Raw genomic sequence first — 21,978 nt, forward strand, 5'->3', positions numbered from 1 at the left:
AATTCCTCGCTTATTCTTTACCAATCAGCGCTAATTGTTTTGTTTTCTCAGCAATCTCATTTGGATCTACTTGACGGCGAGCTACTCCTGTCTCCATTGCAGCTTTCGCAACGTAAGCTGCCACTTGAGGCGCTACACGCGCGTCAAACGGTGCCGGAATGATATAGTCTGCATTCAACTCATCTTCTGCTACAAGCTCAGCAATAGCCTGTACAGCTGCCATCTTCATTTCTTCGTTAATTTGTGTCGCATGTACGTCAAGTGCACCACGGAAAATACCAGGGAACGCTAGTACATTATTTACTTGGTTCGCGAAGTCAGAACGACCCGTTCCAACAACAGCTGCGCCCGCTGCTTTTGCCAATTCTGGCATAATTTCTGGAACTGGATTCGCCATTGCAAAAATAATTGCATCGTCATTCATTGTACGAACCATCTCTTCTGTTAATGCACCTTCTGCAGATACACCAATGAATACGTCCGCACCTTGTACAACGTCAGCTAAAGAACCTTCAATACGATTCTTATTTGTATATTTTGCAACTTCATCCTTCACCGGATTCATACCTGTAGGACGACCATCATAGATTGCGCCTTTACGGTCACACATAATAATGTCGCGTACACCATAGCGATATAAAAGTTTAATAATTGCAATACCTGCTGCACCTGCGCCATTTGCGACAACTTTAATGTCAGACATTTTCTTTCCAACTAATTTTAGCGCGTTCACAAGACCTGCTACTGTTACGATAGCTGTTCCGTGTTGATCATCATGGAAGATAGGAATATTTGTTTCTTTTTTCAAACGTTCTTCAATAATGAAGCAGTTTGGTGCTGCGATATCCTCTAAGTTAACGCCGCCAAAAGTTGGCTCCATTAATTTTACAGTTTCAACAATTTTATCTACATCGTTTGTATTTAAGGCAATTGGGAATGCATCTACACCAGCAAAGCTCTTGAATAATACAGCTTTACCTTCCATTACTGGAAGAGATGCTTCAGGTCCAATGTTACCAAGACCAAGTACAGCCGTTCCATCTGTCACAACTGCTACCATATTTCCCTTCATCGTATATTCATATACCTTACTTTTATCGTCATAAATTTCCTTACAAGGTTCTGCAACCCCTGGAGAATATGCAAGACTTAAATCTTTTGCATTTTCTACTTTTACTTTTGATACAGTTTCTAATTTTCCTTGATGCACTTTATGCATGTGAAGTGCTTCTTCACGAAGTGTTGACAAACTATCCACTCTCCTCAAATTATTCTAGCTGATATCAATTTCTCCAAGTGGTCTGACCACGAACACTACTACTATAATAATCGAAGTGTAGGGAAATTGTCCATTATATTTTCACAACTACATTTTCTTCCCCGACAATTTCACGAAGTGCTCCTAAACATTCTTCACTTGGATGAATCGATAAACTTCGAGACAATTGTACCATTTTATGTTCCTTTTCATAATAAATTAGTACTTTCGCAAAACCTGAATAGTCAAACAATATTTTAGTAACCTGATTTAAAAGCTTTTTCTCATACTGAGACGACAATTTCACGTAAACAGATGCATCTTTCTTTTCTTCATACACATCCATTTCTTCTAACGGATATAGTCCATTTACAATCCATTGCAACTTATGATTTCTAAGCTCAATCATGCCGTCAACTAAAACAATTGCTCCTTCTTGTAACTTATCTGAGAAATGTATATATGTTTCAGGGAAAAGAACTGCTTCCATTTCATCATTTTGATCACAAAATGTAATAAACGCCATCTTTTGCAACTTTTTCGTACGAATCACTCTCACGCTTGTTATATACACGATAGCCCTTTGTACTTTTTTCTTATGTCGCATTGCCTGAGCAAGAGATGGAATTTCTAATTCTTTCGCTAACTTCACATACTGCGCTGTCGGATAGCTTGATAAATAAAAACCTAGTGCTTCCTTCTCTTTATTTAACTGTTCAATAAAAGAGAGCTCTTCTCCTTGCACGTATTTTGATTTTGGAACAGCATCTCCTAAATCACGTGCAAGATTTGCGTACTCTAACGCTCCTTTAAGGCTTTTCCATAAATTTGTTCTCGAAACACCAAAATCGTCAAAACACCCAGACCAGACGAACGCCTCTAAATTTCGCTCTGTTACAAACTTTGATGGCATGCGAAGACAAAATTCAAATAAATCTTCAAATACTTTTTTCTCTCGTTCTTCGAGTAATGCTGTCACTGTAGCCATTCCGATGTTTCGAATTGAAAGTAAGCTGTAACGTATCGCATTACCTTCTATTTGGAAATTGTAACCACTTCTCTGAAGAGACGGCGGCAAAACGTGAAAACCTTTCCGCTTCGTTTCTCGTATATACTGCACAATCTTATCTTCATTTCCAATTGCACTTGATAATAATGCTGTCATAAATTCCAGCGTATAATTCGCTTTTAAGTAAGCAAGCTGATATCCAATCATACTGTAGGCTACAGCGTGACTTCGGTTAAAACCGTAATTCGCAAATCTTACAATTAAATTGTAAATTTTCTCTGCGGATGTCTCGTCATAACCATTTTGTAAACAGCCTTGTACAAAATGCTTACGCTCCTGATCTAAAATATCACGATTTTTTTTACTCACTGCTCGGCGTAATAAATCTGCTTCTCCGAGCGAGAATCCCGCCAACTTCGACGCAATTTGCATAATTTGTTCTTGGTATACAATTACACCGTATGTTCTTTCTAAAATTGGCTTTAAATCCGGATGTAAATATTCAATTTTTCTTTTTCCGTGCTTTGATTCAATAAAGGTTGGAATCTGTTCCATTGGTCCTGGTCTATATAACGAGTTAACAGCGACAATATCTTCAAATTCATTCGGTTTTAACCCGCGAAGTACATTTCGCATACCACCTGATTCAAGCTGGAATACACCTGTTGTATCCCCTCTACCTAACAATTGGAACGTCTTTTCATCTTGAAGTGGTAAATTTCTTAAATCAATTTGTGTCCCCGTCTTTTTCACGATAAACTTTATAATATTTTCAAGTAACGTTAAATTACGTAATCCTAAAAAATCCATCTTTAACAAACCAAGTTCTTCTAATGCATCAGCTGGGTATTGCGTAACATACACATCGTTATGCCCTTCTTGTATTGCAACACTTCCGGTTAACGGCTCTTGGCTCATAATAACGCCAGCTGCATGAATAGACGTATGACGTGGTAAGCCTTCTACACGTTTTGCAATTTCAAACACACGCTCATGTAACAGATTCCCTTGTATAAACTCACGGAGTGATTGCGATTCCTCATATGCATCTTTTAACGTTATACCAAGCTTTGATGGGATAAGTTTTGAGAATATGTCAATGTCTCGCGGCGGAAGCCCCATTACACGCGCAATATCTCTAATTGCCGCTTTCGCTGCAAGCGTCCCGAACGTTACAATTTGTGCAACACGCAGCTGACCATATTTATCTTTCACATATCGAATCATCTCATCACGTCTTATATCTGGAAAATCGATATCAATATCTGGAAGTGTCACACGTTCAGGATTTAAAAATCTTTCAAATAATAGATCGTATTCAATCGGATCAATATCTGTAATTTCTAACACGTAAGAAACGAGTGAGCCGGCTGCCGATCCACGTCCTGGTCCTGTTAAAATATGATTTTCATGCGCATACTTCATAAAATCCCACACGATGAGGAAATAATCACTAAACCCCATACTAGAAATAACGTTTAATTCATGATTCAAACGCTTTATATGTACTTCTTTCGGCGTACCATATCGTTTCTGCAAGCCTTCTTCACAAACGCGGCGTAAATACATATCATTCGTCTCGTTAGCTGGAACAGGAAATTTCGGTAATTGATTTATATGAAACGGTATTTCTACTCTGCAACGTTCTGCAATTTCTATTGTGTTATAAATCGCTTCTTCTACGTGAGAAAATAGTGCTTCCATTTCATCTGATGATTTTAAATAATATTGATCAGTTTTCAACCTTGGTCTATCTGGATCAGTCATTTTCGTTCCACTTTCAACAGATAATAAGCACTCATGAACAAGTGCGTCACTTTGATTGATGTAGCGTACATCGTTTGTTGCAACGACTGGAACATTTATCCTACTCATAAATGCAGGTAATTTCTCTTGCAGGAGCAGTTCATCTTGAATCGCATGATGCTGCAAACTCATATAAAAATTATCGAACATACTTTGATACATGCGAGCTACTTCTTCAGCTTGACTCTCTTTGTCTTCTAATAATAATTGTTCAATTTCCCCATCTTTACCTGGTGAAATAGCAATTAATCCTTTCGCATAATGGGCAAGCCACTTTTTCGGAATACCTTCTTTTGACTTCGTCATAATGCTACTAGAAATCTTTAATAAATTTTGATAGCCCATTTCATTTTCAGCAAGTAAAACAAGCGGATAAGATTTTTCCTCTTCTTCACTAAAAATAGAAGCTGTTAAGCCGATAATAGGCTGTATACCATGTTTCTTACATGCTTTATAAAACGGAATAACGCCATACATAACATTTTCGTCCGTAATAGCGAGTGACGAAAAACCAAGTTCTTTCGCCCTGACTACAAGCTCATCAATTTTACAAGCACTTTTTAATAAACTAAAAACGGTTTGACATTGTAAATGCACAAACTTCACTGTTGTACCCTCTCTTTACCAATCTGACTACTTTTATTATAGGTGATGAGGAAAGCGGAAATCAAAACATACTTCTTATACTTTGTCCATATATATGAAGAAGAAAGGGGAATGACGATGGATGTAAGAGAACATACTTTTTTCTCTCTGCTTATTATTAGTTATTTTATTGCCTTTGGGGTGATACTTGGTGGTTCATTAATTGGTGGATTTGGTGCATTTCTTATCGGAAAACCAACTCTAACTTACATTAATCAATTCGCTCAAAATTTAAGAATCTGGGCACTCGTTGCAGCAATTGGCGGAACATTTGATACTTTTTATAGCTTTGAAAGAAGTTTCTTTGGCGGAGATATGAAAGATATTGTAAAACAAATTCTCCTTATTTTTTTCGCAACGGGTGGTATGCAAACAGGTCTTACCATTATTAAATGGCTAACGCAGGAACATGTATGAGAGTACCAAGTGCCAATACAGCAAAAAAATGGTATTTAGTTTTAGCTGGTGCTGCTGTTGGAGGCGTGTTGAGCTGGTTTGTTTTTTTGTACATATACGGTGTTTTTCAAGAAGAACAAGCTAGTAAAATAGCAGAGCAACGAGAAATTATAGAAAAACAAGAAGCAAAGCTCCACGTCCTTCTCGAAGATCAAGAAAAATTGAATACAGAAAATAAACGCCTCTTAACTATTCAAGAGATTAAAATAAAACTTATAAATCGAGAAAAATACGATTTAGACAACCTTACACTCGAAAATATGACTACGTCTATCCATAATGACCTCCAACATCTTTTAACGAAAAACATTCAAAGTATAGCAAAAAATAAAGACCTACTCAAAAAGGTAATCGAAAACAAAACGTACAAACATTACGATCGGCTATACCGTTTCAAAGTCGATACGATATCTTTTGATACAGTGCTTGAAATTAGCATTACGATAGAGAAAGAAAAATAAAGAAGGAGGGCTTTAGCGCCGCTCCTTCTTTTCGTTCTCATATATAATCTCTTATCTACACAACTCACGTAAATCAGCAAAAAGACGATCCGCTTCTTCCCAAGAAGATGCTTTTGCACCAGAAGCCATCGGATGCCCTCCGCCATTATATTGCATTGCTAATTTATTTATCACTGGTCCTTTTGAACGAAGACGAACACGAATCACATCGTCTTCCTCTAAAAATAGAACCCACGACTTTAATCCATCAATATTACCAAGTGCTCCAACAACACCGGATGCCTCAGAAGGAAGTACATCAAACTTTTCTAACACTTCTTTCGTTAATTTAATGTAAGCTGCTCCTTCTTCTACCATCGTAAAGTTTTGTAAAATATAGCCGTTTAAACGAGCAATCTTTTCTTTCGTCTTATACATTTCATTATATAAATCTGTGAACTTCACATCCATATCAACAAGCTCACTTACATAACGAAGTGTTTTCGCTGTTGTATTCGGGAATAAGAAACGACCTGTATCCCCAACAATACCCGCTAAAATAAGACGAGCTGCTTCTTTCGTTATCTGTAATCCTTTATCTTTTCCATAACTGTAAAACTCATAAATCATTTCACTTGTAGAACTTGCTGTCGTATCTACCCACGTAATATCTCCGTACGGATCTTCATTCGGATGATGATCAATTTTAATTAACATCTTCCCTTTTGCATAGCGTTGATCGTCAACACGTTCTTGGTTCGCAGTATCACATACGATAACAAGTGCATTTTCATATACACTATCTTCAATATCATCCATTACTCGTAAATATTCTAGTGAAGGTTCATTGTACCCAACCGTATAAATATTTTTCTCTGGAAACGATTCTTGTAGAATTGTACCAAGACCTCCCTGTGAACCTAATGCATCTGGATCTGGACGCACATGACGATGAATAATAATTGTATCAAACTCTTTAATTGCTCTTAAAATTTGCTCATGCATATGTATAATCTCCTTTTTACTCAACTTCTTCACTTTAACGTGCAGTAAAAGCCCGATTGGTGCGGGCAGATCATTAGCGTAGAAACATCCTCACACTAATTAAAGTTTCACTTTATCCTCCATTATAACGGAAAGTATTTCATACATGCGAACAATTGCTTTATAATAAAAGTTAGAAAGTTTAGATATTTCTTTTTCTCTACTATTATTTTTCACAAAGCGATGGGAGCGTGCATTATGCCAGTATTAGTCTTCTGTATTATCGTCTCATTTATGTTGTACCTCTTCTACAAAACAAAATACTTTCGTACAAACCGCCCAATGGAGAAAGGTTGGCTCTCAGGAAAATCCGCAATGGCACTTGGTTCATTCGTCTTATTCTTTGGGATAAACCAATTCTTTTTAGAACTTTCAACCGCTCGAATTATCGTTGGTGTTTTATTTGTTCTATTTGGTAGTGCAAGTGTATTTAATGGATTTCGCCAATACAAACATTTCTTACCATTAGCAGTTGAAGAAGCTAAATCTGTCTGAATCAGCGCAAAAAAAGCATCAACATTGTGATGCTTTTTTACGTCCCTTAACTTTTAAAATCATATATGCAACAAAAGCAGAAGGTATATTAAAGGGGTTGCCTTGTACATGAAAATGTAATTGTTCTTCTTCAAAAGACATTTTTTCATATAGTTCTCGCTGAGATAATCCTGTTCGTTTCTTTTTTTCATGTAAACCTTGTAAATATAAATATTGAAACGGTATCATCACAAGAAAGTAAAATAGTGCGATTCCACCAAAGAAGAGCACTTCTGATGACATATTGCATACCACCTTCCTAAAATCCATTTCCTTACAATTCAATTGTAACATAGTATAAATTCTAATTAAATTAATATTCTGTTTTTTAGTTATACAATTGTCTCACCACATAATTCCTCTTCAGCATACTGAACATATCGCCGAATAAAAGCACCGGGATCTTTTCTAATAGGCTCGATATCAAGCCTTAATGGAATCTTTCCCGCCATATAAAAAATTCTCGAAGCAGTCCCAAGTCGAATGGCTGGTTCTGAAATACTTTCCCCATATCCCATCATAAAATTCTCCCATACGTCTTCTAACTGTCCCGAAGCAATTAAATGCAATCTCGGAACACCAATATCAAACTCTTTATACCCAAATCCACATTCATCAAAATCAAGTAAATACCAATCCTCTTTGTCTACAAGAATATTTCCAAAATGCATATCACCGTGAACAAATTGTTTTTCTCCTAGTTGAGTTGAATTTGCGAGTTCTTGTATTCTTTCTGCAATTCTTATGCATTTATGCTTATCCGCATGCGATAGAAATGAAGCATTTAGTAATCGTTGTAAAGGCTCGTGGATTATCTTTTGCTCACTATATATAGGCCTTTCATAACCTCTCCAAGTTTGCGGCACTCTTTTGAGCACTTCATTTGTTTTTTCATGAAACTTTCGCATTAATGATCCGAGTTTTTCATAGTCCCTATCCCTTGGTTCTAAAATTTCACTTCCGTTTATAAACCTAAAGACAACAAAATACTGGATATTCCCTTCATCTTTCATAATAGGTGTGATTAAATCACCACATTTATTGACAACTACTTCTGGTACTAACATTTGTTTTTGTATCGCTATTAACCAATGTATTTCAGCTTCTATTTGCTCGGCTGTATAACGTCCCTCTCTATACTGCCTCACTACAAATTTATTTTTGTCCGATTCTAATATATATGTTTGATTTTCTCCCCCATGTAACAATGAAACTTTCGTAAAACTATTAAAATTATATTGCTTACATAACTGCTCTTTAATGTAAAAATCCATTCTTCTCCCCCTAGTTCATATAGTGAAGCGTAGTTTCCCTATCCAATTACACTATTATTATCTCTTAATGATTAGTAGCGTAAGCTTTCTTATCAACTAACAACCAATTTTCTATCCGTACTCATACATATCCTTCTATTTTTTCACTTCTCTATCCGAACTCTTACGTAACTTAAACAATAGCTTCAAAATCCAATAAAACAAAATAAAGTTAAAGAAAAAACCTAATGGATTAAACCAACATTCCCACACACCATAATAAACAAACGTTTCAGCTGGTACACCAAAGTAAAGAAAATCCGGCTCATTTTCTCCTGATATAGGAATCAAGGCACCTATACTAGCAAGAGTCAAACTTACAAAATACAACCTCTTTTTAATAGCATTCATTCTTCTATGCGTTAAAACATGAATAATGATGAAACATACGACCACTAAAAAGAAAATGATTCCGCCCATTCACTTCCTCCTTATCGCTATGCCATTTCCGCATCTTCGAATTTTTCAGTATTTTTATTATACATATGAAATGATACGCTATTTATTTTTGTTTCTATCCTTTTAAATAAAAAAATGGAACAAACCAAAGCGGTCTGCTCCATCTTTTTACTTATCGATCAACTGCACCATAAGTAATGCTTTCCCGACAACATTACCTTCATGATGCACTTCTACATCAACCTTACCAAATTTACGTCCAATTTCTAATACTTTCGGATGAACCGATACAACATTGTCAATTTGAACTGGTTTTACGAAATAAATTGTTAAGTTCTCAACAATTAAATCACTCTTCTTTTGCGCACGAATAACGCGATTCGTTGCTTCCGTCACAATTGTTGTGAATACACCGTAAGATAACGTTCCGATTGAATTCGTCATTTGCGGCGTCACTGAAAATTGATATAAATGTTCATTTTTCGCTTCTTTCGGCGTCATAAATTGATTCGTTACAATATCATCGATTGTTTCGCCGACTTGTGGTTGACGCTGAATCATTTGTAGCGCCTGAAGTACATCTTGACGACTAATAATTCCTTGCAGTTTATTTCCTTCATCAACAACTGGAAGTAACTCAATACCTTCCCACACCATCATACGTGCTGCAGCTGCGACAGACATTTTACCGTTTACCGTAATTGGATGCTTTGTCATCACTTTATCAATTGGTGTTTCTTTCACGACACCAATCATATCTTTTGAAGTTACGATACCTAACACCTTTTTATTTTCATCAACAATTGGATAACGTCCATGCATCGTTTCTTCATTGTACGCATGCCATTGCTGCACTGTATCATTCGGCTTTAAATATAACGTCTCTTCAATTGGCGTTAAAATATCTTCAACGAGGACAATTTCTTTCTTAATAAGCTGATCGTAAATTGCACGGTTAATTAACGTCGCAACTGTAAATGTATCGTAACTACTTGAAATAATCGGCAGTTTTAATTCGTCTGCTAATTTCTTCACATGATCTTCCGTATCAAATCCGCCCGTAATTAATACCGCAGCTCCGGCTTCTAACGCTAATTGATGTGCGTTCGTACGGTTACCGATAATAAGTAAGTTTCCAGCTTCTGTATAGCGCATCATCGCTTCTAATTTCATTGCCCCGATTACGAATTTATTTAACGTTTTATGTAGGCCCTCTCTGCCCCCAAGTACTTGACCATCGACAATGTTAACGACTTCTGCATATGTCAGCTTTTCAATATTCTCTTTCTTCTTTTGTTCAATTCGTATTGTTCCGACACGTTCAATCGTACTAACATATCCTTTATTTTCTGCATCTTTAATTGCACGGTAAGCTGTCCCTTCACTTACACTCAAATCTTTCGCAATTTGCCTTACAGAAATTTTATGCCCTACTGGCAGGCCATTAATATGTTCTAAAATTTGGTTATGCTTGGTAGCCAAATGGTTTCACCATACTTTCTTTTCCCTAAATTCTTCATGTGTTGTATTTTCAGTATACTATATTTTCAAAACTGTTACACTCTCTCTTTATATATCTGTACTATTTTTTTTATAACAAAATACGCCTTACATTACACTACTTCTTCTATTACAACAATGTAATGGTATTGTCATCTCGTTCGATAGTTTGTCCAGCCGCTTCAATATACAATGAAGACAAGAAATGAAACAAAGGAGCGGATATATGATGAAAAAATTATTAGAAGTTGTAGGTGCTGTATTTTTAGCTTTCGTAGATGGAAAAAAAGTTGCAATGGAATTGAATGAAACACCTGAACAGCCACTTCCAAAAAGAAAAAAATCATCAAAACAAGTACAACCTTTAAAAGCTGTCCTACACACGTAAAAAACCCTTCACTTGTCTTTTCAAATGAAGGGTTTCTTTTCTATAGTGTAATACTTTCTCCAGCTTCTAATACTTTTCCTGTACAATTTTGTAGCTTTTCTACAAATTGATATGGGTCTTGTTCAATTACTGGGAACGTATTGTAATGCATCGGCACAACAGTTTTCGCCTGAACCCATTTTGCTGCTAAAACAGCATCTTCTGGCCCCATTGTGAAATTATCGCCAATTGGTAAGAATGCTATATCAATGTTATTCAGTTCCCCAATTAATTTCATATCAGAGAATAGAGCGGTATCTCCTGCATGGTATACAGTTTTCTCTTCTGCTGTAAATAAAATACCTGCTGGCATACCTGTATATGTAATCGTCTTATTTTCTTCATCAATATAACTAGAACCGTGGAATGCTTGTGTAAACTTCACTTTTCCGAAGTCAAATTCATGCGAACCACCAATATGCATCGGATGTGTATTTACACCTTGCCAACTTAAAAATGTCGCTAGTTCAAATGGTGCCACAACAACTGCATTATTTTTCTTCGCAAGCTCTACTGTATCTCCAACATGATCACCATGTCCATGCGATAAAAGAATTACATCTACTTTGACATCTTCAGCCTTTAAATCCGTTGTCGGATTTCCAGTTAAAAATGGATCAATTAAAATCACTTTTCCATTCGTTTCAATCTTTACAACTGAATGCCCGTGATAAGATACTTTCATTACTACATTCCTCCCCTATTCACATTCTCATTTTTTATTCTACATGATTTTTCAATTCCCTGTCTTTTCTAACATCTATTTACTTGTCATAACGCTTTCTTCCGATGTAAAGTTATATTTGTAATTAAATATCTCGGGGGTGCCAATCGATGAATGCTAGATTAGAAAATTTAATGCAATGGCTAAAAGAAAAAAACGTAGAAGCTGCGTTCTTAACTTCTACACCGAACGTCTTCTACATGACAAACTTCCACTGTGAACCACATGAAAGACTTCTTGGTATGTTTGTATTCCAAGAAAAAGAGCCTATTTTAATTTGCCCTAAAATGGAAGAAGGTCAAGCGCGTAACGCTGGCTGGGCACATGAAATTATCGGATTTACTGATACTGACAGACCATGGGATATGATTGCAAAAGCAATTAAAGACCGCGGCGTCAATGCAAATGCAGTTGCAATTGAAAAAGAACATTTAAACGTAGAACGCTACGAAGAATTAACAAAGTTATTCCCAAATGCAGCTTTCAAATCAGCTGAGGAAAAAGTTCGTGAACTTCGTTTAATTAAAGATGAAAAAGAACTTTCTATTTTACGCGAAGCAGCTAAAATGGCGGACTACGCTGTTGAAGTTGGTGTAAATGCAATAAAAGAAGATCGTAGTGAGCTAGAAGTATTAGCAATTATTGAACACGAATTAAAAACAAAAGGCATACATAAAATGTCATTTGATACGATGGTATTAGCAGGTGCAAACTCTGCTCTTCCACACGGTATTCCAGGTGCAAATAAAATGAAACGCGGCGATTTCGTACTATTTGATTTAGGCGTAATCATTGAAGGTTATTGCTCTGACATTACACGTACAGTGGCATTCGGTGAAATTTCTGAAGAACAAACTCGCATTTATAACACTGTACTTGCTGGACAACTACAAGCAGTTGAAGCATGTAAACCAGGTGTTACACTTGGCGCAATCGACAACGCTGCTCGTTCTGTTATCGCAGATGCAGGTTACGGGGACTTCTTCCCACACCGCCTTGGTCACGGACTTGGAATTAGCGTACACGAATATCCAGATGTAAAAGCTGGTAACGAGTCTCCATTAAAAGAAGGTATGGTCTTCACAATCGAGCCAGGTATTTACGTACCAAACGTAGGTGGCGTTCGTATTGAAGATGATATTTACATCACAAAAGACGGGTCAGAAATTTTAACGAAATTCCCGAAAGAATTACAATTTGTGAAATAATAAAAAAGGCAGCGTGATTGCTGCCTTTTTTATTTCTCTACTATTTCAAATTTAACACCATCTTCTCCTCATACTTATCATCCCATTTAATCACAACCGCTATCGGTTCATCTTTGGATAGGGGCGTACAACTGACACAAGAAGACTTCATTTCAACCTTTGCTCCTTTATGATTTTCTGACGTTTGTGTCATTGTGCCAAAGGATCCATTAATAGCAATCTCTAAATTTTTAAATTCTGTATTCCCATCCCCGCCCTTATACTGAAACGTAAACATTCCATCTTCACTGTCGTCCTTAATATATCCTTTATATTGCCCCGTCCAACTTTTGCTCTCGCTAGAAAAAGTAACATACCAAATCGAACAACTCCCTAAAAAGAAAATACTTATAAAAAAGACTAATGCTCTCTTCATCATGCCCCTCCATTCAAAAGCATTTATTTATTGTCTATTTCTTCCTTTTATTATACTATTAAAATACAGAATTTTCTAAAATAGGAGGTTTATATGTTACAACAACAGTTAGAAAAAATTCGTAATAATAATTACATATTGGATAACACACTTAACATTGATTCTTTAAGCTCCAATATGCTTGAGCATATCGGTGTTACTGATAGCTATTTAAGAGACAAACTTATTTACTCTACTTTTTTTCATCTCATCAAAAAGGACTACATTTCACACACACAATTAGAGAAACTATTATTAGAAAGCATGAGTGAAAAATATTTATTGTATAAAATTCATTCGGATGACGAAGATGCTGTATTTACCCGCGCATTTACGACATTATTACTTGCGCTCATTATTGATGCTGATACAAAATATAATTTCTTATCACAGAATGATATTTTAACTGTAAAAGATCAATTGATTCTATATATGAACAATGAACATGATTTCCGTGGATATGTTCAAGACCACGGCTGGGCACATAGTATCGCTCATGCTACTGATACATTTGAAGCGCTTGTTCGTAGTCCTAAACTGGAAACTTTACATTACGAAGAAATATTACAAACTTTATTAAACAAAGTTTGTGTCCATTCTATTTACTACAAATATGAAGAAGACGAGCGACTCGTTTATCCGATTGTCTCAATGCTACAAAATAGTCTAAAGGAAGACGTACTCATATTAGCCCTTCATGACTTAGTAGCTCAATTACCAGCCCAAAAACAAACACTACATATTGAATCATACGAGTTTCTATACGGAAATATAAAATCTTTCCTACGCAGCTTATTTTTCAGACTACGTACACTTTCTATATGTGAAGAAACCGAATGCGAAATTGAAAAATTGCTACGAGAGCTTCCAAAATATTATTAAAAAAAGAAGGCCACTCAAAAAGTGCCTTCTTCTATTTCACTAATATTTAATTGAAATTTCACGATCCAAACTGAGAAAAGGTGGACAAGAATCGCAAACGCCATACATGCTCCGCTTAAAAAAGTTAGTATAGGATGCGAATACACGTGCCCTAATCCATAAGATATCGCCACGAAAAACATTGTTATGTAAATATAAATTGCTCCATGTATTTGCCTCATATTAACCTCCTTTTCCCATATTATAACATAAATTTTCTGATTATTCACATTAATCTCTTGTAATCAATATTTCTCAACTGTTACACCTCTAACAGCAGCCTTAATATACGGTGCTCCTTGTAAACTTTGTAAATCCTCTGTTTTACCTGTTACAACTACACCGTATATTTATAAGTCTTTTACTACAAAGTTTTTCATCTCATTATAGTTTTCCCTAAAATACTTTTGATACCCCCCTTATTTTCACTTAAAGATATCTAAATACAGCTTTTCTTCAAATTTTTTTTCAAAATAAAAAGCACACCTACCTTGATGTGCTTCTCTCAAAAATACTATTCTATTATTTCATCGCTTCCTTCACAACATCTTGAATCATAACGACTTCTGTTTTCATATCAACAGATGGTGCTTCTTCATCAATACATTCATGCCAAAATTCTAAGTGCTTTTTATCAATTTCATGATGAGAATTTTCGACAAGAGCCCCGCCTTCTCCTTGCACAGAATACCAATATAAGTATTCTTTTCCATCTCTTATTTCCCGGAAAATTGTCTCAACGTACATCTTTTCGTCGTTTAGTGTCAAAAGCACTTCTTTCATATTGTCATTAAGAAGCTGCATCCATGCATCTACACACTGACTTTTACCTTGTTTCACTTTGAATCTCGTTAACTCTACATTCATTTTTATTCCCCCGTTTTCTTGCGTACAAACAATCTATATTCTATTGGATGATTAAAACTTAATTTACTAGCTAGTTTTTGCGAAGGAATATTGTCTACATAACAATCCCAGCACGGTGTAATATCATTTTGCATGCAATGTTCAATAAACCGCGTTGCAACAGCTTGTGCTAATCCTTTTCCTTGATATGATTCATGCGTCACAATATCAATTTCAGCAAATCCATTCCCATTAAATATCGAAACACATTCAGCTACAATCATCCCATCTTGTTCTATACAAAATCCAAAGCCATTATTTAAAAATGCTTCAGTTGATCCCCAATATTCTTTATAATACACCTCTGTAAATTCATTGCTTCGTTCTATATCACTTTTATCAATACGCTTCACTTCATATGTATTTTTGTTTGCATCTCGTTTTCTCTCTTCAAAAATTTCTCGTTGAAATTTCATTCGCAGGATGTTCCGAAGTGTATTACTAAAACGCTCTTCTAACTTCATTTCCCACTCGTCACTCGAAGTGAACAATGTAAATCTCTTCTCTGTTTTTTCAATAGCCATTTTTAAATACGCAAATAAATATTCGTTATAATTGTGATCATCCGTATCACCAAATACATAATAGATACCGTTAGCTGTACGAATTAACCCTGCTGTTAACTTCTCGTTTGTAAAAACTTCACCATCTATCATTTGATCACATACCGCATAAGCAAACGTCGTCGTTTTTGTATGACTTTCTAAAATCGGAAAGATTTTTCTATACTCAGCTACAGATAATTTTTTCATAACTGCTCCACTTTAATCGTATCAGCTTCTATATTTTCAAAACAAAGATTTACTGTTCTCTTTAATGCTCTCGTTCTATGAATCGTGCATGCTGGAATTAAGATAGAATCATTCGGCTTTAAAACTGCTGTTTCTCTATCTTCAAAATCGATAAGTAATTCTCCCTCTAGCACAATGAATAATTCATCCGAATTAGAATGATAGTGCCAATCATATTCACCAGTAAATACAGCGATTCGTAAGCAATGACTATTTACATTTGAAACGACGAAGTTTTTATGTTGATCTTGAATGTCCTTTGTTAATTCTATTAAGTTCACAGTTTCCATCTTTCGTCCCACCCTTTCATTAGTCGTTCTTCTGAAAAAACAACTTAGTCTCCACCACCTCCGCAATCTCCTCCACTATCACTTGAGCTGCTACAATCGTTGCTACTGTAGTCACCGAATCCACTTGATGAGCTTGAAGCATCTGAAGATTTTTTTCTCATTTTTCTTTGCTTATCGTTCTTACTTTCATAACTAGGCCACACTTTATTAAATAATATAAAGAATAAGACTAGCTCTATTGCGACAAGGAGATACCCAAAAACATTCTCAATAATATTGGGTGTTATCCCAAAACTGTAAAACACCCTAGCTGAATAAAGACACAAAATTACATACAGAGCCATACAAATATACCGAAATGTTTTCTCTATCATAATGACTATTTTTTGTGATAGAGGTATGTTCTGTTCCTGTTTTTTCTTCATATACTTTTGTCTTTTAACTTGCCTTTTCTTCCTCTTTTTACTCCCCATTGAATCTCCTCTTCCGACTTCTTTTTTCATTTAATTCCAAATTATCACAAAAAATAACATTATAACAAGCTATATTTCACGTAAAGTTTTGTTTACTTTTTGTAAAGTTTTATTTACTTATTACCTAAAAATGGATATAACAAATGTAACAAATTTACAAAAAGGAGACTTTGTATATTTGATTAAAAATAAGGTGAAACAATTCCGCGTCATTAGAGACATCACCCAAGAACAATTAGCTTCCTCTGTTCAAATCACTAGACAATCCCTCATCGCTATCGAGAAGAATAAATACAACCCGAGTTTAGAATTAGCATTGAAATTATGTGAGTTTTTCAACTGTAAAGTAGAAGATTTATTTCAATTAGATAAAACTGGGGAGGAAAAAGAATGAAAAACCCTTTTAATCAAAAGTTCATTTCGCATCTTACCTTTTTATTGTTAGGTTCAACTTTTCTTTATTTCACTAGTAATGATGAAGAAAAAATTACTTCTGTCCTTCTATTCGCTGGCGTATTTATACTCTTAGACTCGATACTATTCGTAGTGAAACAAATATTCTTTAAGAAAAAAAAGAGCGATCCCGAAAAATATCCATTACCTGAGATGGATGAAAGAATCGAGAAGATGAGTTTAAAACTTATGGCGCAAATTTTTGGTCTCTCTCATTTAATCGGTTCTGCGATACTATTTATTTTATATATCACTGACAAAAATTCGATGATACGAGTTGAGTATGCCTTGTATTACTTATTCGGCATTCTTTTCTTTACAATGATGTTCGGATTGAAAATTGTAAAGAAACTAGACAATTAATCCAAGCAAAAAGCCCCTCCTTACAAAAGGAGGGGCTTACATGTATTTCTATTATGATAAAGCAGGAGCTTTTTCAAGAAGCTCTTTCGCATCAGCATATTGTAAACCGTGTGCTTCTGCAACTGCTTCGAATGTTACATATCCGTCTAATGTGTTAATACCTTTTAATAATGCAGTGTTGCCTAAGCAAGCATCTTTGTAACCTTTGTTCGCAATTTGTACTGCATATGGTACTGTTACGTTTGTTAATGCAAGAGTTGATGTACGTGGAACCGCACCTGGCATATTAGCAACTGCATAATGAACAACGCCATGTTTTTCGTAAGTTGGGTTGTCGTGAGTTGTAATACGGTCAGTTGTTTCGAAAATACCACCTTGGTCAATCGCGATATCTACAACGACAGAACCTGGTTCCATTGATTGAATCATTTCTTCTGTTACAAGTTTTGGCGCTTTTGCACCTGGAATTAATACCGCACCAATAACAAGGTCAGATTCTTTTACAGCTTCTGCAATGTTGTATGGATTAGACATTAACGTTTTTACTTGGTTACCGAAAATATCATCTAGTTGACGAAGACGCTCTGCACTTAAGTCGATGATTGTTACATCTGCACCTAAACCTACTGCAATCTTAGCTGCGTTTGTACCAGCTTGACCACCGCCGATAATTGTTACTTTGCCACGTTTTACCCCTGGAACGCCTGCAAGTAAAATACCTTTACCGCCTTTGTTTTTCTCAAGGAATTGTGCACCGATTTGTGCAGACATACGACCAGCTACTTCACTCATAGGTGCAAGTAATGGTAAAGAACGATTGTCTAATTGCACTGTTTCGTATGCAATTGATACAACTTTGTTATCAATTAATGCTTTCGTTAATTCTGGTTCTGGAGCTAAGTGTAAGTATGTGAATAAAATTAAACCTTCGCGGAAATAGCCGTATTCACTTGCAACTGGCTCTTTTACCTTCATAACCATATCTTGATTCCATGCTTCTTCAGCAGTTTCAACAAGTTTCGCACCAGCTTGTACGTATTCTTCATCTGTAAAGCCTGATCCTATACCTGCTCCTTTTTGAACAAAAACTTCATGACCATTTTGTACTAAATGTACAGCTCCCGCTGGCGTCATCGCCACACGGTTTTCATTGTTTTTAATTTCTGTTGGAATACCGATACGCATTATTAGTTCCCCCTTGAGTTATGAAATGACCCCTGAATCATTTTTTAAAGCGCTTTCTACGCTCTTATATTTTAACATAATATCTCAATATTTGACAAAAAATAATACAAGTTTTCCGATAGATTTAATCTTACATTAAAGGACAGTATTATCCGCACCTCTCAGCGTAAAGGATAAACTGTCCAATTATTCAAAACTTCACCTTATTTCGCTCTATCGATGTCTATGAATAACATCTACTGCACCAGTTACTTCAATAATTGTACCGGTAATCATATCGGAATCGTCTTCACATAAAAACGAAATCGTTCTTGCGATATCTTCACCTGTTCCAGATCTACCAATTGGTGTTTTATGTTCTTTCAATTGACGTGCTTCTTGAATTGTCGCTTCTTTCATTTCACCAATAATATCACCAGGACATACCATATTTGCAGTAATACCATATTCTGCTTCTTCGTAAGCAATTGTTTTCGTTAATGAAACAAGTCCTACTTTCGCTGCTGCAAAAGCTGAACGATAAATCCATCCCGGTGCGCTATCTGCCCCTTGGAATCCGTAATTAATAATACGGCCAAAGTTCTGTTTTCTCATAACCGGAACGACAAGTTTTAATAAATGAAATACCGCTGTTAAATTACCCTGAATCATTTCATTCCATTCGTCTTCTTCATAATCGACTAACTTTTTTCGTTCAAATACATATGGACCAGCATTATTAATTAAAAAGTCAATTTTACCAAAACGGCTTATCGCTTCTTCTACTATTTTATGTAAATCTTCCTTTTTCGTGACATCCGCTTGCACGAATTGTAGACGCTCTTCCATATTTTTACATGTTTCTTTCATCGTTTCCATAGCAGTTATATCGCTATGATATGTTACTGTTACTGAATACCCTTTAGCCAATAACTTTTCTGTTACTTGCTTTCCTAAACCTTTCGTACCGGCTGTAATGAGCGCGTGTCTCACAAACATGCCTCCTTTTAAATTGCTATACTTCATATGTAACAAGTTCTCGCCTCAATTACAACTAAAATGAATTAAAGCAAAGTTTTCAAAATTCTGTAACGTTTCTGGCAAGCACATTACCAAAATTTGCTTTATAATAAAGTTGTAAACGGTAATAAAAATGATTGGGAGGAATTTACTATGAATAATACATATACAAATATTTTAATCGCGGTGGATGGTTCTAAAGAAGCAGAAAGAGCTTTTAAAAAAGCAATTCAAGTCGCAAAACGCAACAATGCAACATTAACAATTGCTCATATCGTTGATGTAAAAGCATACTCAGCAGTAGAAGCTTATAGCCGCGCAATTGCTGAACGTGCAAATCTATTTGCAGAAGACTTATTAGAAGACTACAAAAAAACTGCGCTTGAAGCTGGCCTTGAAAAAATTGAAACTGTATTAGAATTTGGTAATCCTAAATCTAAAATTTCAAAAGAAATCGCTCCAAACCATAAAGTAGATTTAATTATGTGTGGTGCAACTGGTTTAAATGCTGTTGAGCGTTTCCTAATTGGTAGCGTCTCTGAACATATTATTCGCTATGCGAAATGCGATGTCCTTGTTGTTCGTGGTGATGAGGAGCAAGGTGATCTTTAATTCATAAATAAAACACCAAGTCCACATGTTTTACTGGTGGATAAGGGAAATGAAGCTTTAGGCTTGAATGAACAATAAATACATGTTGCTCAACAATGATAAAAAAGGAGTGGGTAATCCACTCCTTTTTTTCACGAATGTGTAAGAAGAATAAAGATGTTTCATTTTACTCATAAAAATAAATCTTCTCTGTTTTTCTCCACTCTTACATGGATTTTAAAATCCTCATTTTTTAATTGATTTTCTAATCAAGTTTAAACTGTATTCTACTTAATTCTTTGAGTAATTGGATGGTCATCTTTTAGTTGTAACAAATCCCATAAATTCCCGTACAAATCCTTGAATACTGCAACTATTCCATATTCTTGCTCTTTCGGCTCTCTCACAAATTCTATTCCTCTTGAAATCATTTCATTATAATCTCTCCAAAAATCGTCAGTATTTAAGAAAAGAAAAACTCTGCCGCCTGATTGGTTACCGATAAAGGAATCTTGCTCAGGTTTAGATGCTCTAGCCAGTAATATTGTGGTGCCGACTGAACCAGGAGGAGATACCACTACCCATCTTTTGTTTTGCTCTGGCTGATATATATCTTGGACTAGTGTGAAATTTAGTTTCTTTGTATAGAACTCTATTGCCTCATCGTAGTCTTTTACTACTAATGCGATATGAACTATTGATTGAACCATTATTATCCCTCCTATTATTACTGAATAAGCAAATTATAGTATAACATTTCTTGCTTTAATCTATCTATTAGCTTAATAACACAGGCTCTTGTTTTTCTTCATTTCACATACTTCACTATAAATACAAAACAAACAACCACTACAACAGCTACTTCCAATACATATGGCGGTAAGAACTTCAAAGACCATAATGCCATCATGATAGTCGCAACCATTAAATACGATTGTCGTGCATCTTCTGTCATTTTTTTACGAAGCAAGAATACATACAAATAACCGATTGGCGGCGTAATAAAGCAAAGAACATATATAATTTTAGATTTCAAATATCATTTTTGTTCCCCGAGCTTCTGTATATCTTCTTCTATTCTCTTATGCTCTTGCTCTCTCGCTTCTTCTACAAGCGGATTTTCCTCTTCTCCTCGCTTTTCTTTCATATAAGGAAGAAAGTGCACGAAAAAATAGTATGCAAATACGAACGCTCCAAATCCAATATTTAATCTTTCTAACGGAATATGCTCACTAAAAAAAACAGCAGCTATCACTAAAGAAAAACAATACGTCGTCATCCAAAATGAACGTTTTCTCTTTTTCCGTTCCATTTCTTTTTTATCTTGTACATGTTTTCTTTTCGAAAGCCATATCGAAATACAGCAATCTACTACAAATAGAATAAAGATAAATATCCCAACGTGTACTGTTTCTACATCCTCAAATGAAAAGATATTTGGGAATGCAACATGTAACACAATTAGCGTGTACAAAATTATCCCTATAAAATAAATACGTCTCATTTTCCATTCCTTTCTTATTTCCTAACTTTAGGTTAACATACATTTTTTAGAAATAGACGGACAAAATATATATGTTAAAAAAGGAGGATGCTATATGAATGATTCTGAACGTATTATTTTAGATGTGAACGGGAAAGAGCTCGAAATGTTAGATACAATCCGTACACATTTTAAAGAAAAACATGGTGTGGAACTAAGTAATGGTGCATTACTTAGAGATTTGATGGATATTGAGTATATTCGAATTACGGAAGATCGACATAAGTATGATTAACTTTAAGCAAT

General features: G+C 35.4%; 27 protein-coding genes and 2 pseudogenes. 10 read left to right on the forward strand and 19 right to left on the reverse strand.

Translation table 11 applies throughout. From position 1 onward, the window contains the following. Positions 1–10: 10 nt before the first annotated feature. Positions 11–1,219 carry an NADP-dependent malic enzyme gene (ystJ, locus tag AC1DMU_RS23345; RefSeq protein WP_161796084.1) on the reverse strand — a complete coding sequence of 403 codons (1,209 nt, stop codon included), beginning with the start codon at positions 1,217–1,219 and terminating at the stop codon, positions 11–13. Positions 1,220–1,352: 133 nt separating this feature from the next. Beyond that, complete coding sequence (gene dnaE, locus AC1DMU_RS23350) at positions 1,353–4,679, reverse strand: DNA polymerase III subunit alpha (protein WP_088064551.1); 3,327 nt, start codon at positions 4,677–4,679, stop codon at positions 1,353–1,355. Positions 4,680–4,721: 42 nt separating this feature from the next. Between dnaE and ytrH the strand changes: the two genes are divergently transcribed. Then, on the forward strand, positions 4,722–5,135 hold the full coding sequence (ytrH, locus tag AC1DMU_RS23355; RefSeq protein WP_073516695.1) for a sporulation membrane protein YtrH: 414 nt from the start codon (positions 4,722–4,724) through the stop codon (positions 5,133–5,135). Then, a complete protein-coding gene (ytrI, locus tag AC1DMU_RS23360; protein WP_046958744.1) occupies positions 5,132–5,635 on the forward strand; it encodes a sporulation membrane protein YtrI in 504 nt (167 codons plus the stop codon). The genes ytrH and ytrI overlap by 4 nt, the downstream gene beginning before the upstream one ends. Before the next feature lie 51 nt (positions 5,636–5,686). On the opposite strand, the gene AC1DMU_RS23365 is transcribed toward ytrI, so the two are convergent. Then, the gene (locus AC1DMU_RS23365; protein ID WP_087985387.1) at positions 5,687–6,619 is read right to left on the reverse strand and encodes a DHH family phosphoesterase; all 933 of its coding nucleotides are present in this window, start codon (positions 6,617–6,619) and stop codon (positions 5,687–5,689) included. 237 nt (positions 6,620–6,856) lie between these two features. On the opposite strand from AC1DMU_RS23365, the gene AC1DMU_RS23370 reads away from it, so the two are divergent. Beyond that, a complete protein-coding gene (locus AC1DMU_RS23370; RefSeq protein ID WP_088064553.1) occupies positions 6,857–7,153 on the forward strand; it encodes a YtpI family protein in 297 nt (98 codons plus the stop codon). A gap of 18 nt (positions 7,154–7,171) precedes the next feature. On the opposite strand, the gene AC1DMU_RS23375 is transcribed toward AC1DMU_RS23370, so the two are convergent. The 4 genes from AC1DMU_RS23375 to AC1DMU_RS23390 form a co-directional block, all read right to left on the reverse strand. After that, on the reverse strand, positions 7,172–7,435 hold the full coding sequence (locus tag AC1DMU_RS23375) for a DUF3949 domain-containing protein (protein WP_142291818.1): 264 nt from the start codon (positions 7,433–7,435) through the stop codon (positions 7,172–7,174). 89 nt (positions 7,436–7,524) lie between these two features. Next, positions 7,525–8,466 carry a phosphotransferase enzyme family protein gene (locus tag AC1DMU_RS23380; RefSeq protein WP_088064554.1) on the reverse strand — a complete coding sequence of 314 codons (942 nt, stop codon included), beginning with the start codon at positions 8,464–8,466 and terminating at the stop codon, positions 7,525–7,527. A gap of 135 nt (positions 8,467–8,601) precedes the next feature. Continuing rightward, complete coding sequence (locus AC1DMU_RS23385) at positions 8,602–8,925, reverse strand: hypothetical protein (protein WP_088064555.1); 324 nt, start codon at positions 8,923–8,925, stop codon at positions 8,602–8,604. Positions 8,926–9,072: 147 nt separating this feature from the next. After that, on the reverse strand, positions 9,073–10,386 hold the full coding sequence (locus AC1DMU_RS23390) for a CBS domain-containing protein (protein ID WP_000201566.1): 1,314 nt from the start codon (positions 10,384–10,386) through the stop codon (positions 9,073–9,075). Between the two features lie 244 nt (positions 10,387–10,630). Between AC1DMU_RS23390 and AC1DMU_RS23395 the strand changes: the two genes are divergently transcribed. Continuing rightward, positions 10,631–10,792: a hypothetical protein gene (locus AC1DMU_RS23395; RefSeq protein ID WP_060486545.1), complete on the forward strand. Its 162-nt coding sequence runs from the start codon at positions 10,631–10,633 to the stop codon at positions 10,790–10,792. A 40-nt stretch (positions 10,793–10,832) separates the two neighbouring features. Here the strand turns inward: AC1DMU_RS23395 and AC1DMU_RS23400 are convergent, their stop codons facing one another. Next, the gene (locus AC1DMU_RS23400; protein WP_060486546.1) at positions 10,833–11,516 is read right to left on the reverse strand and encodes a metal-dependent hydrolase; all 684 of its coding nucleotides are present in this window, start codon (positions 11,514–11,516) and stop codon (positions 10,833–10,835) included. A gap of 149 nt (positions 11,517–11,665) precedes the next feature. Here AC1DMU_RS23400 and pepQ point away from each other — a divergent pair, with 149 nt between their 5' ends. After that, positions 11,666–12,763 (forward strand): Xaa-Pro dipeptidase, encoded by a 1,098-nt coding sequence (gene pepQ / locus AC1DMU_RS23405; protein WP_088064556.1) that lies wholly within the window; start codon positions 11,666–11,668, stop codon positions 12,761–12,763. Between the two features lie 40 nt (positions 12,764–12,803). On the opposite strand, the gene AC1DMU_RS23410 is transcribed toward pepQ, so the two are convergent. Beyond that, positions 12,804–13,178 carry a hypothetical protein gene (locus AC1DMU_RS23410; RefSeq protein WP_142310773.1) on the reverse strand — a complete coding sequence of 125 codons (375 nt, stop codon included), beginning with the start codon at positions 13,176–13,178 and terminating at the stop codon, positions 12,804–12,806. Positions 13,179–13,271: 93 nt separating this feature from the next. Between AC1DMU_RS23410 and AC1DMU_RS23415 the strand changes: the two genes are divergently transcribed. After that, on the forward strand, positions 13,272–14,099 hold the full coding sequence (locus AC1DMU_RS23415) for a DUF2785 domain-containing protein (RefSeq protein WP_088064558.1): 828 nt from the start codon (positions 13,272–13,274) through the stop codon (positions 14,097–14,099). A 14-nt stretch (positions 14,100–14,113) separates the two neighbouring features. Here the strand turns inward: AC1DMU_RS23415 and AC1DMU_RS23420 are convergent, their stop codons facing one another. From AC1DMU_RS23420 to AC1DMU_RS23445, 6 genes and pseudogenes are all read right to left on the reverse strand, one after another. After that, positions 14,114–14,320 (reverse strand): hypothetical protein, encoded by a 207-nt coding sequence (locus AC1DMU_RS23420; RefSeq protein ID WP_001248904.1) that lies wholly within the window; start codon positions 14,318–14,320, stop codon positions 14,114–14,116. Positions 14,321–14,383: 63 nt separating this feature from the next. Then, a pseudogene (locus AC1DMU_RS23425) lies at positions 14,384–14,557 on the reverse strand (anti sigma factor C-terminal domain-containing protein); the annotation flags it as partial. A gap of 103 nt (positions 14,558–14,660) precedes the next feature. Then, positions 14,661–15,005 carry a DUF6176 family protein gene (locus tag AC1DMU_RS23430; RefSeq protein ID WP_088064559.1) on the reverse strand — a complete coding sequence of 115 codons (345 nt, stop codon included), beginning with the start codon at positions 15,003–15,005 and terminating at the stop codon, positions 14,661–14,663. 2 nt (positions 15,006–15,007) lie between these two features. Then, positions 15,008–15,796 carry a GNAT family N-acetyltransferase gene (locus AC1DMU_RS23435; protein WP_088064560.1) on the reverse strand — a complete coding sequence of 263 codons (789 nt, stop codon included), beginning with the start codon at positions 15,794–15,796 and terminating at the stop codon, positions 15,008–15,010. Beyond that, complete coding sequence (locus tag AC1DMU_RS23440) at positions 15,793–16,125, reverse strand: cupin domain-containing protein (RefSeq protein WP_044584895.1); 333 nt, start codon at positions 16,123–16,125, stop codon at positions 15,793–15,795. The genes AC1DMU_RS23435 and AC1DMU_RS23440 overlap by 4 nt, the downstream gene beginning before the upstream one ends. Positions 16,126–16,169: 44 nt before the next feature. Continuing rightward, positions 16,170–16,598, reverse strand: a complete 429-nt coding sequence (locus tag AC1DMU_RS23445; RefSeq protein WP_088064561.1) for a hypothetical protein — start codon at positions 16,596–16,598, stop codon at positions 16,170–16,172. A gap of 130 nt (positions 16,599–16,728) precedes the next feature. Between AC1DMU_RS23445 and AC1DMU_RS23450 the strand changes: the two genes are divergently transcribed. Both AC1DMU_RS23450 and AC1DMU_RS23455 read left to right on the forward strand, forming a co-directional pair. Beyond that, entirely contained in the window at positions 16,729–16,992 is a 264-nt protein-coding gene (locus AC1DMU_RS23450; RefSeq protein WP_142291820.1) for a helix-turn-helix transcriptional regulator, read from the forward strand. Beyond that, the gene (locus AC1DMU_RS23455; RefSeq protein ID WP_087985399.1) at positions 16,989–17,414 is read left to right on the forward strand and encodes a hypothetical protein; all 426 of its coding nucleotides are present in this window, start codon (positions 16,989–16,991) and stop codon (positions 17,412–17,414) included. The genes AC1DMU_RS23450 and AC1DMU_RS23455 overlap by 4 nt, the downstream gene beginning before the upstream one ends. A gap of 51 nt (positions 17,415–17,465) precedes the next feature. Here AC1DMU_RS23455 and ald read toward each other — a convergent pair whose 3' ends face one another. Together ald and AC1DMU_RS23465 are read right to left on the reverse strand one after the other, a co-directional pair. Beyond that, entirely contained in the window at positions 17,466–18,599 is a 1,134-nt protein-coding gene (gene ald / locus AC1DMU_RS23460) for an alanine dehydrogenase (RefSeq protein WP_001219390.1), read from the reverse strand. A 213-nt stretch (positions 18,600–18,812) separates the two neighbouring features. After that, positions 18,813–19,604, reverse strand: coding sequence for an SDR family oxidoreductase (locus AC1DMU_RS23465; RefSeq protein WP_476941584.1), 792 nt, complete (start codon positions 19,602–19,604; stop codon positions 18,813–18,815). A 147-nt stretch (positions 19,605–19,751) separates the two neighbouring features. On the opposite strand from AC1DMU_RS23465, the gene AC1DMU_RS23470 reads away from it, so the two are divergent. Further along, a complete protein-coding gene (locus AC1DMU_RS23470) occupies positions 19,752–20,210 on the forward strand; it encodes a universal stress protein (protein WP_001066680.1) in 459 nt (152 codons plus the stop codon). Positions 20,211–20,476: 266 nt separating this feature from the next. On the opposite strand, the gene AC1DMU_RS23475 is transcribed toward AC1DMU_RS23470, so the two are convergent. Both AC1DMU_RS23475 and AC1DMU_RS23480 read right to left on the reverse strand, forming a co-directional pair. Further along, complete coding sequence (locus tag AC1DMU_RS23475) at positions 20,477–20,899, reverse strand: VOC family protein (RefSeq protein ID WP_088064563.1); 423 nt, start codon at positions 20,897–20,899, stop codon at positions 20,477–20,479. A gap of 98 nt (positions 20,900–20,997) precedes the next feature. Then, positions 20,998–21,693: pseudogene (locus AC1DMU_RS23480) on the reverse strand (hypothetical protein). Positions 21,694–21,787: 94 nt separating this feature from the next. Between AC1DMU_RS23480 and AC1DMU_RS23485 the strand changes: the two are divergent. Beyond that, the gene (locus tag AC1DMU_RS23485) at positions 21,788–21,967 is read left to right on the forward strand and encodes a hypothetical protein (protein WP_046956214.1); all 180 of its coding nucleotides are present in this window, start codon (positions 21,788–21,790) and stop codon (positions 21,965–21,967) included. The last annotated feature ends 11 nt before the right edge of the window (positions 21,968–21,978 follow it).

This window comes from Bacillus sp. 01N45, assembly GCF_056399205.1.

Bases quoted from the DNA above. Each gene is read 5' to 3' on its own strand.
- ystJ (WP_161796084.1), bottom strand. From the start codon at position 1,219: ATGCATAAAGTGCATCAAGGAAAATTAGAAACTGTATCAAAAGTAAAA.
- ytrI (WP_046958744.1), top strand. From the start codon at position 5,132: ATGAGAGTACCAAGTGCCAATACAGCAAAAAAATGGTATTTAGTTTTA.
- AC1DMU_RS23365 (WP_087985387.1), bottom strand. From the start codon at position 6,619: ATGCATGAGCAAATTTTAAGAGCAATTAAAGAGTTTGATACAATTATT.
- AC1DMU_RS23370 (WP_088064553.1), top strand. From the start codon at position 6,857: ATGCCAGTATTAGTCTTCTGTATTATCGTCTCATTTATGTTGTACCTC.
- AC1DMU_RS23375 (WP_142291818.1), bottom strand. From the start codon at position 7,435: ATGTCATCAGAAGTGCTCTTCTTTGGTGGAATCGCACTATTTTACTTT.
- AC1DMU_RS23380 (WP_088064554.1), bottom strand. From the start codon at position 8,466: ATGGATTTTTACATTAAAGAGCAGTTATGTAAGCAATATAATTTTAAT.
- AC1DMU_RS23385 (WP_088064555.1), bottom strand. From the start codon at position 8,925: ATGGGCGGAATCATTTTCTTTTTAGTGGTCGTATGTTTCATCATTATT.
- AC1DMU_RS23395 (WP_060486545.1), top strand. From the start codon at position 10,631: ATGATGAAAAAATTATTAGAAGTTGTAGGTGCTGTATTTTTAGCTTTC.
- AC1DMU_RS23400 (WP_060486546.1), bottom strand. From the start codon at position 11,516: ATGAAAGTATCTTATCACGGGCATTCAGTTGTAAAGATTGAAACGAAT.
- pepQ (WP_088064556.1), top strand. From the start codon at position 11,666: ATGAATGCTAGATTAGAAAATTTAATGCAATGGCTAAAAGAAAAAAAC.
- AC1DMU_RS23410 (WP_142310773.1), bottom strand. From the start codon at position 13,178: ATGAAGAGAGCATTAGTCTTTTTTATAAGTATTTTCTTTTTAGGGAGT.
- AC1DMU_RS23415 (WP_088064558.1), top strand. From the start codon at position 13,272: ATGTTACAACAACAGTTAGAAAAAATTCGTAATAATAATTACATATTG.
- AC1DMU_RS23420 (WP_001248904.1), bottom strand. From the start codon at position 14,320: ATGAGGCAAATACATGGAGCAATTTATATTTACATAACAATGTTTTTC.
- AC1DMU_RS23430 (WP_088064559.1), bottom strand. From the start codon at position 15,005: ATGAATGTAGAGTTAACGAGATTCAAAGTGAAACAAGGTAAAAGTCAG.
- AC1DMU_RS23435 (WP_088064560.1), bottom strand. From the start codon at position 15,796: ATGAAAAAATTATCTGTAGCTGAGTATAGAAAAATCTTTCCGATTTTA.
- AC1DMU_RS23440 (WP_044584895.1), bottom strand. From the start codon at position 16,125: ATGGAAACTGTGAACTTAATAGAATTAACAAAGGACATTCAAGATCAA.
- AC1DMU_RS23445 (WP_088064561.1), bottom strand. From the start codon at position 16,598: ATGGGGAGTAAAAAGAGGAAGAAAAGGCAAGTTAAAAGACAAAAGTAT.
- AC1DMU_RS23450 (WP_142291820.1), top strand. From the start codon at position 16,729: ATGGATATAACAAATGTAACAAATTTACAAAAAGGAGACTTTGTATAT.
- AC1DMU_RS23455 (WP_087985399.1), top strand. From the start codon at position 16,989: ATGAAAAACCCTTTTAATCAAAAGTTCATTTCGCATCTTACCTTTTTA.
- ald (WP_001219390.1), bottom strand. From the start codon at position 18,599: ATGCGTATCGGTATTCCAACAGAAATTAAAAACAATGAAAACCGTGTG.
- AC1DMU_RS23465 (WP_476941584.1), bottom strand. From the start codon at position 19,604: ATGAAGTATAGCAATTTAAAAGGAGGCATGTTTGTGAGACACGCGCTC.
- AC1DMU_RS23470 (WP_001066680.1), top strand. From the start codon at position 19,752: ATGAATAATACATATACAAATATTTTAATCGCGGTGGATGGTTCTAAA.
- AC1DMU_RS23475 (WP_088064563.1), bottom strand. From the start codon at position 20,899: ATGGTTCAATCAATAGTTCATATCGCATTAGTAGTAAAAGACTACGAT.
- AC1DMU_RS23485 (WP_046956214.1), top strand. From the start codon at position 21,788: ATGAATGATTCTGAACGTATTATTTTAGATGTGAACGGGAAAGAGCTC.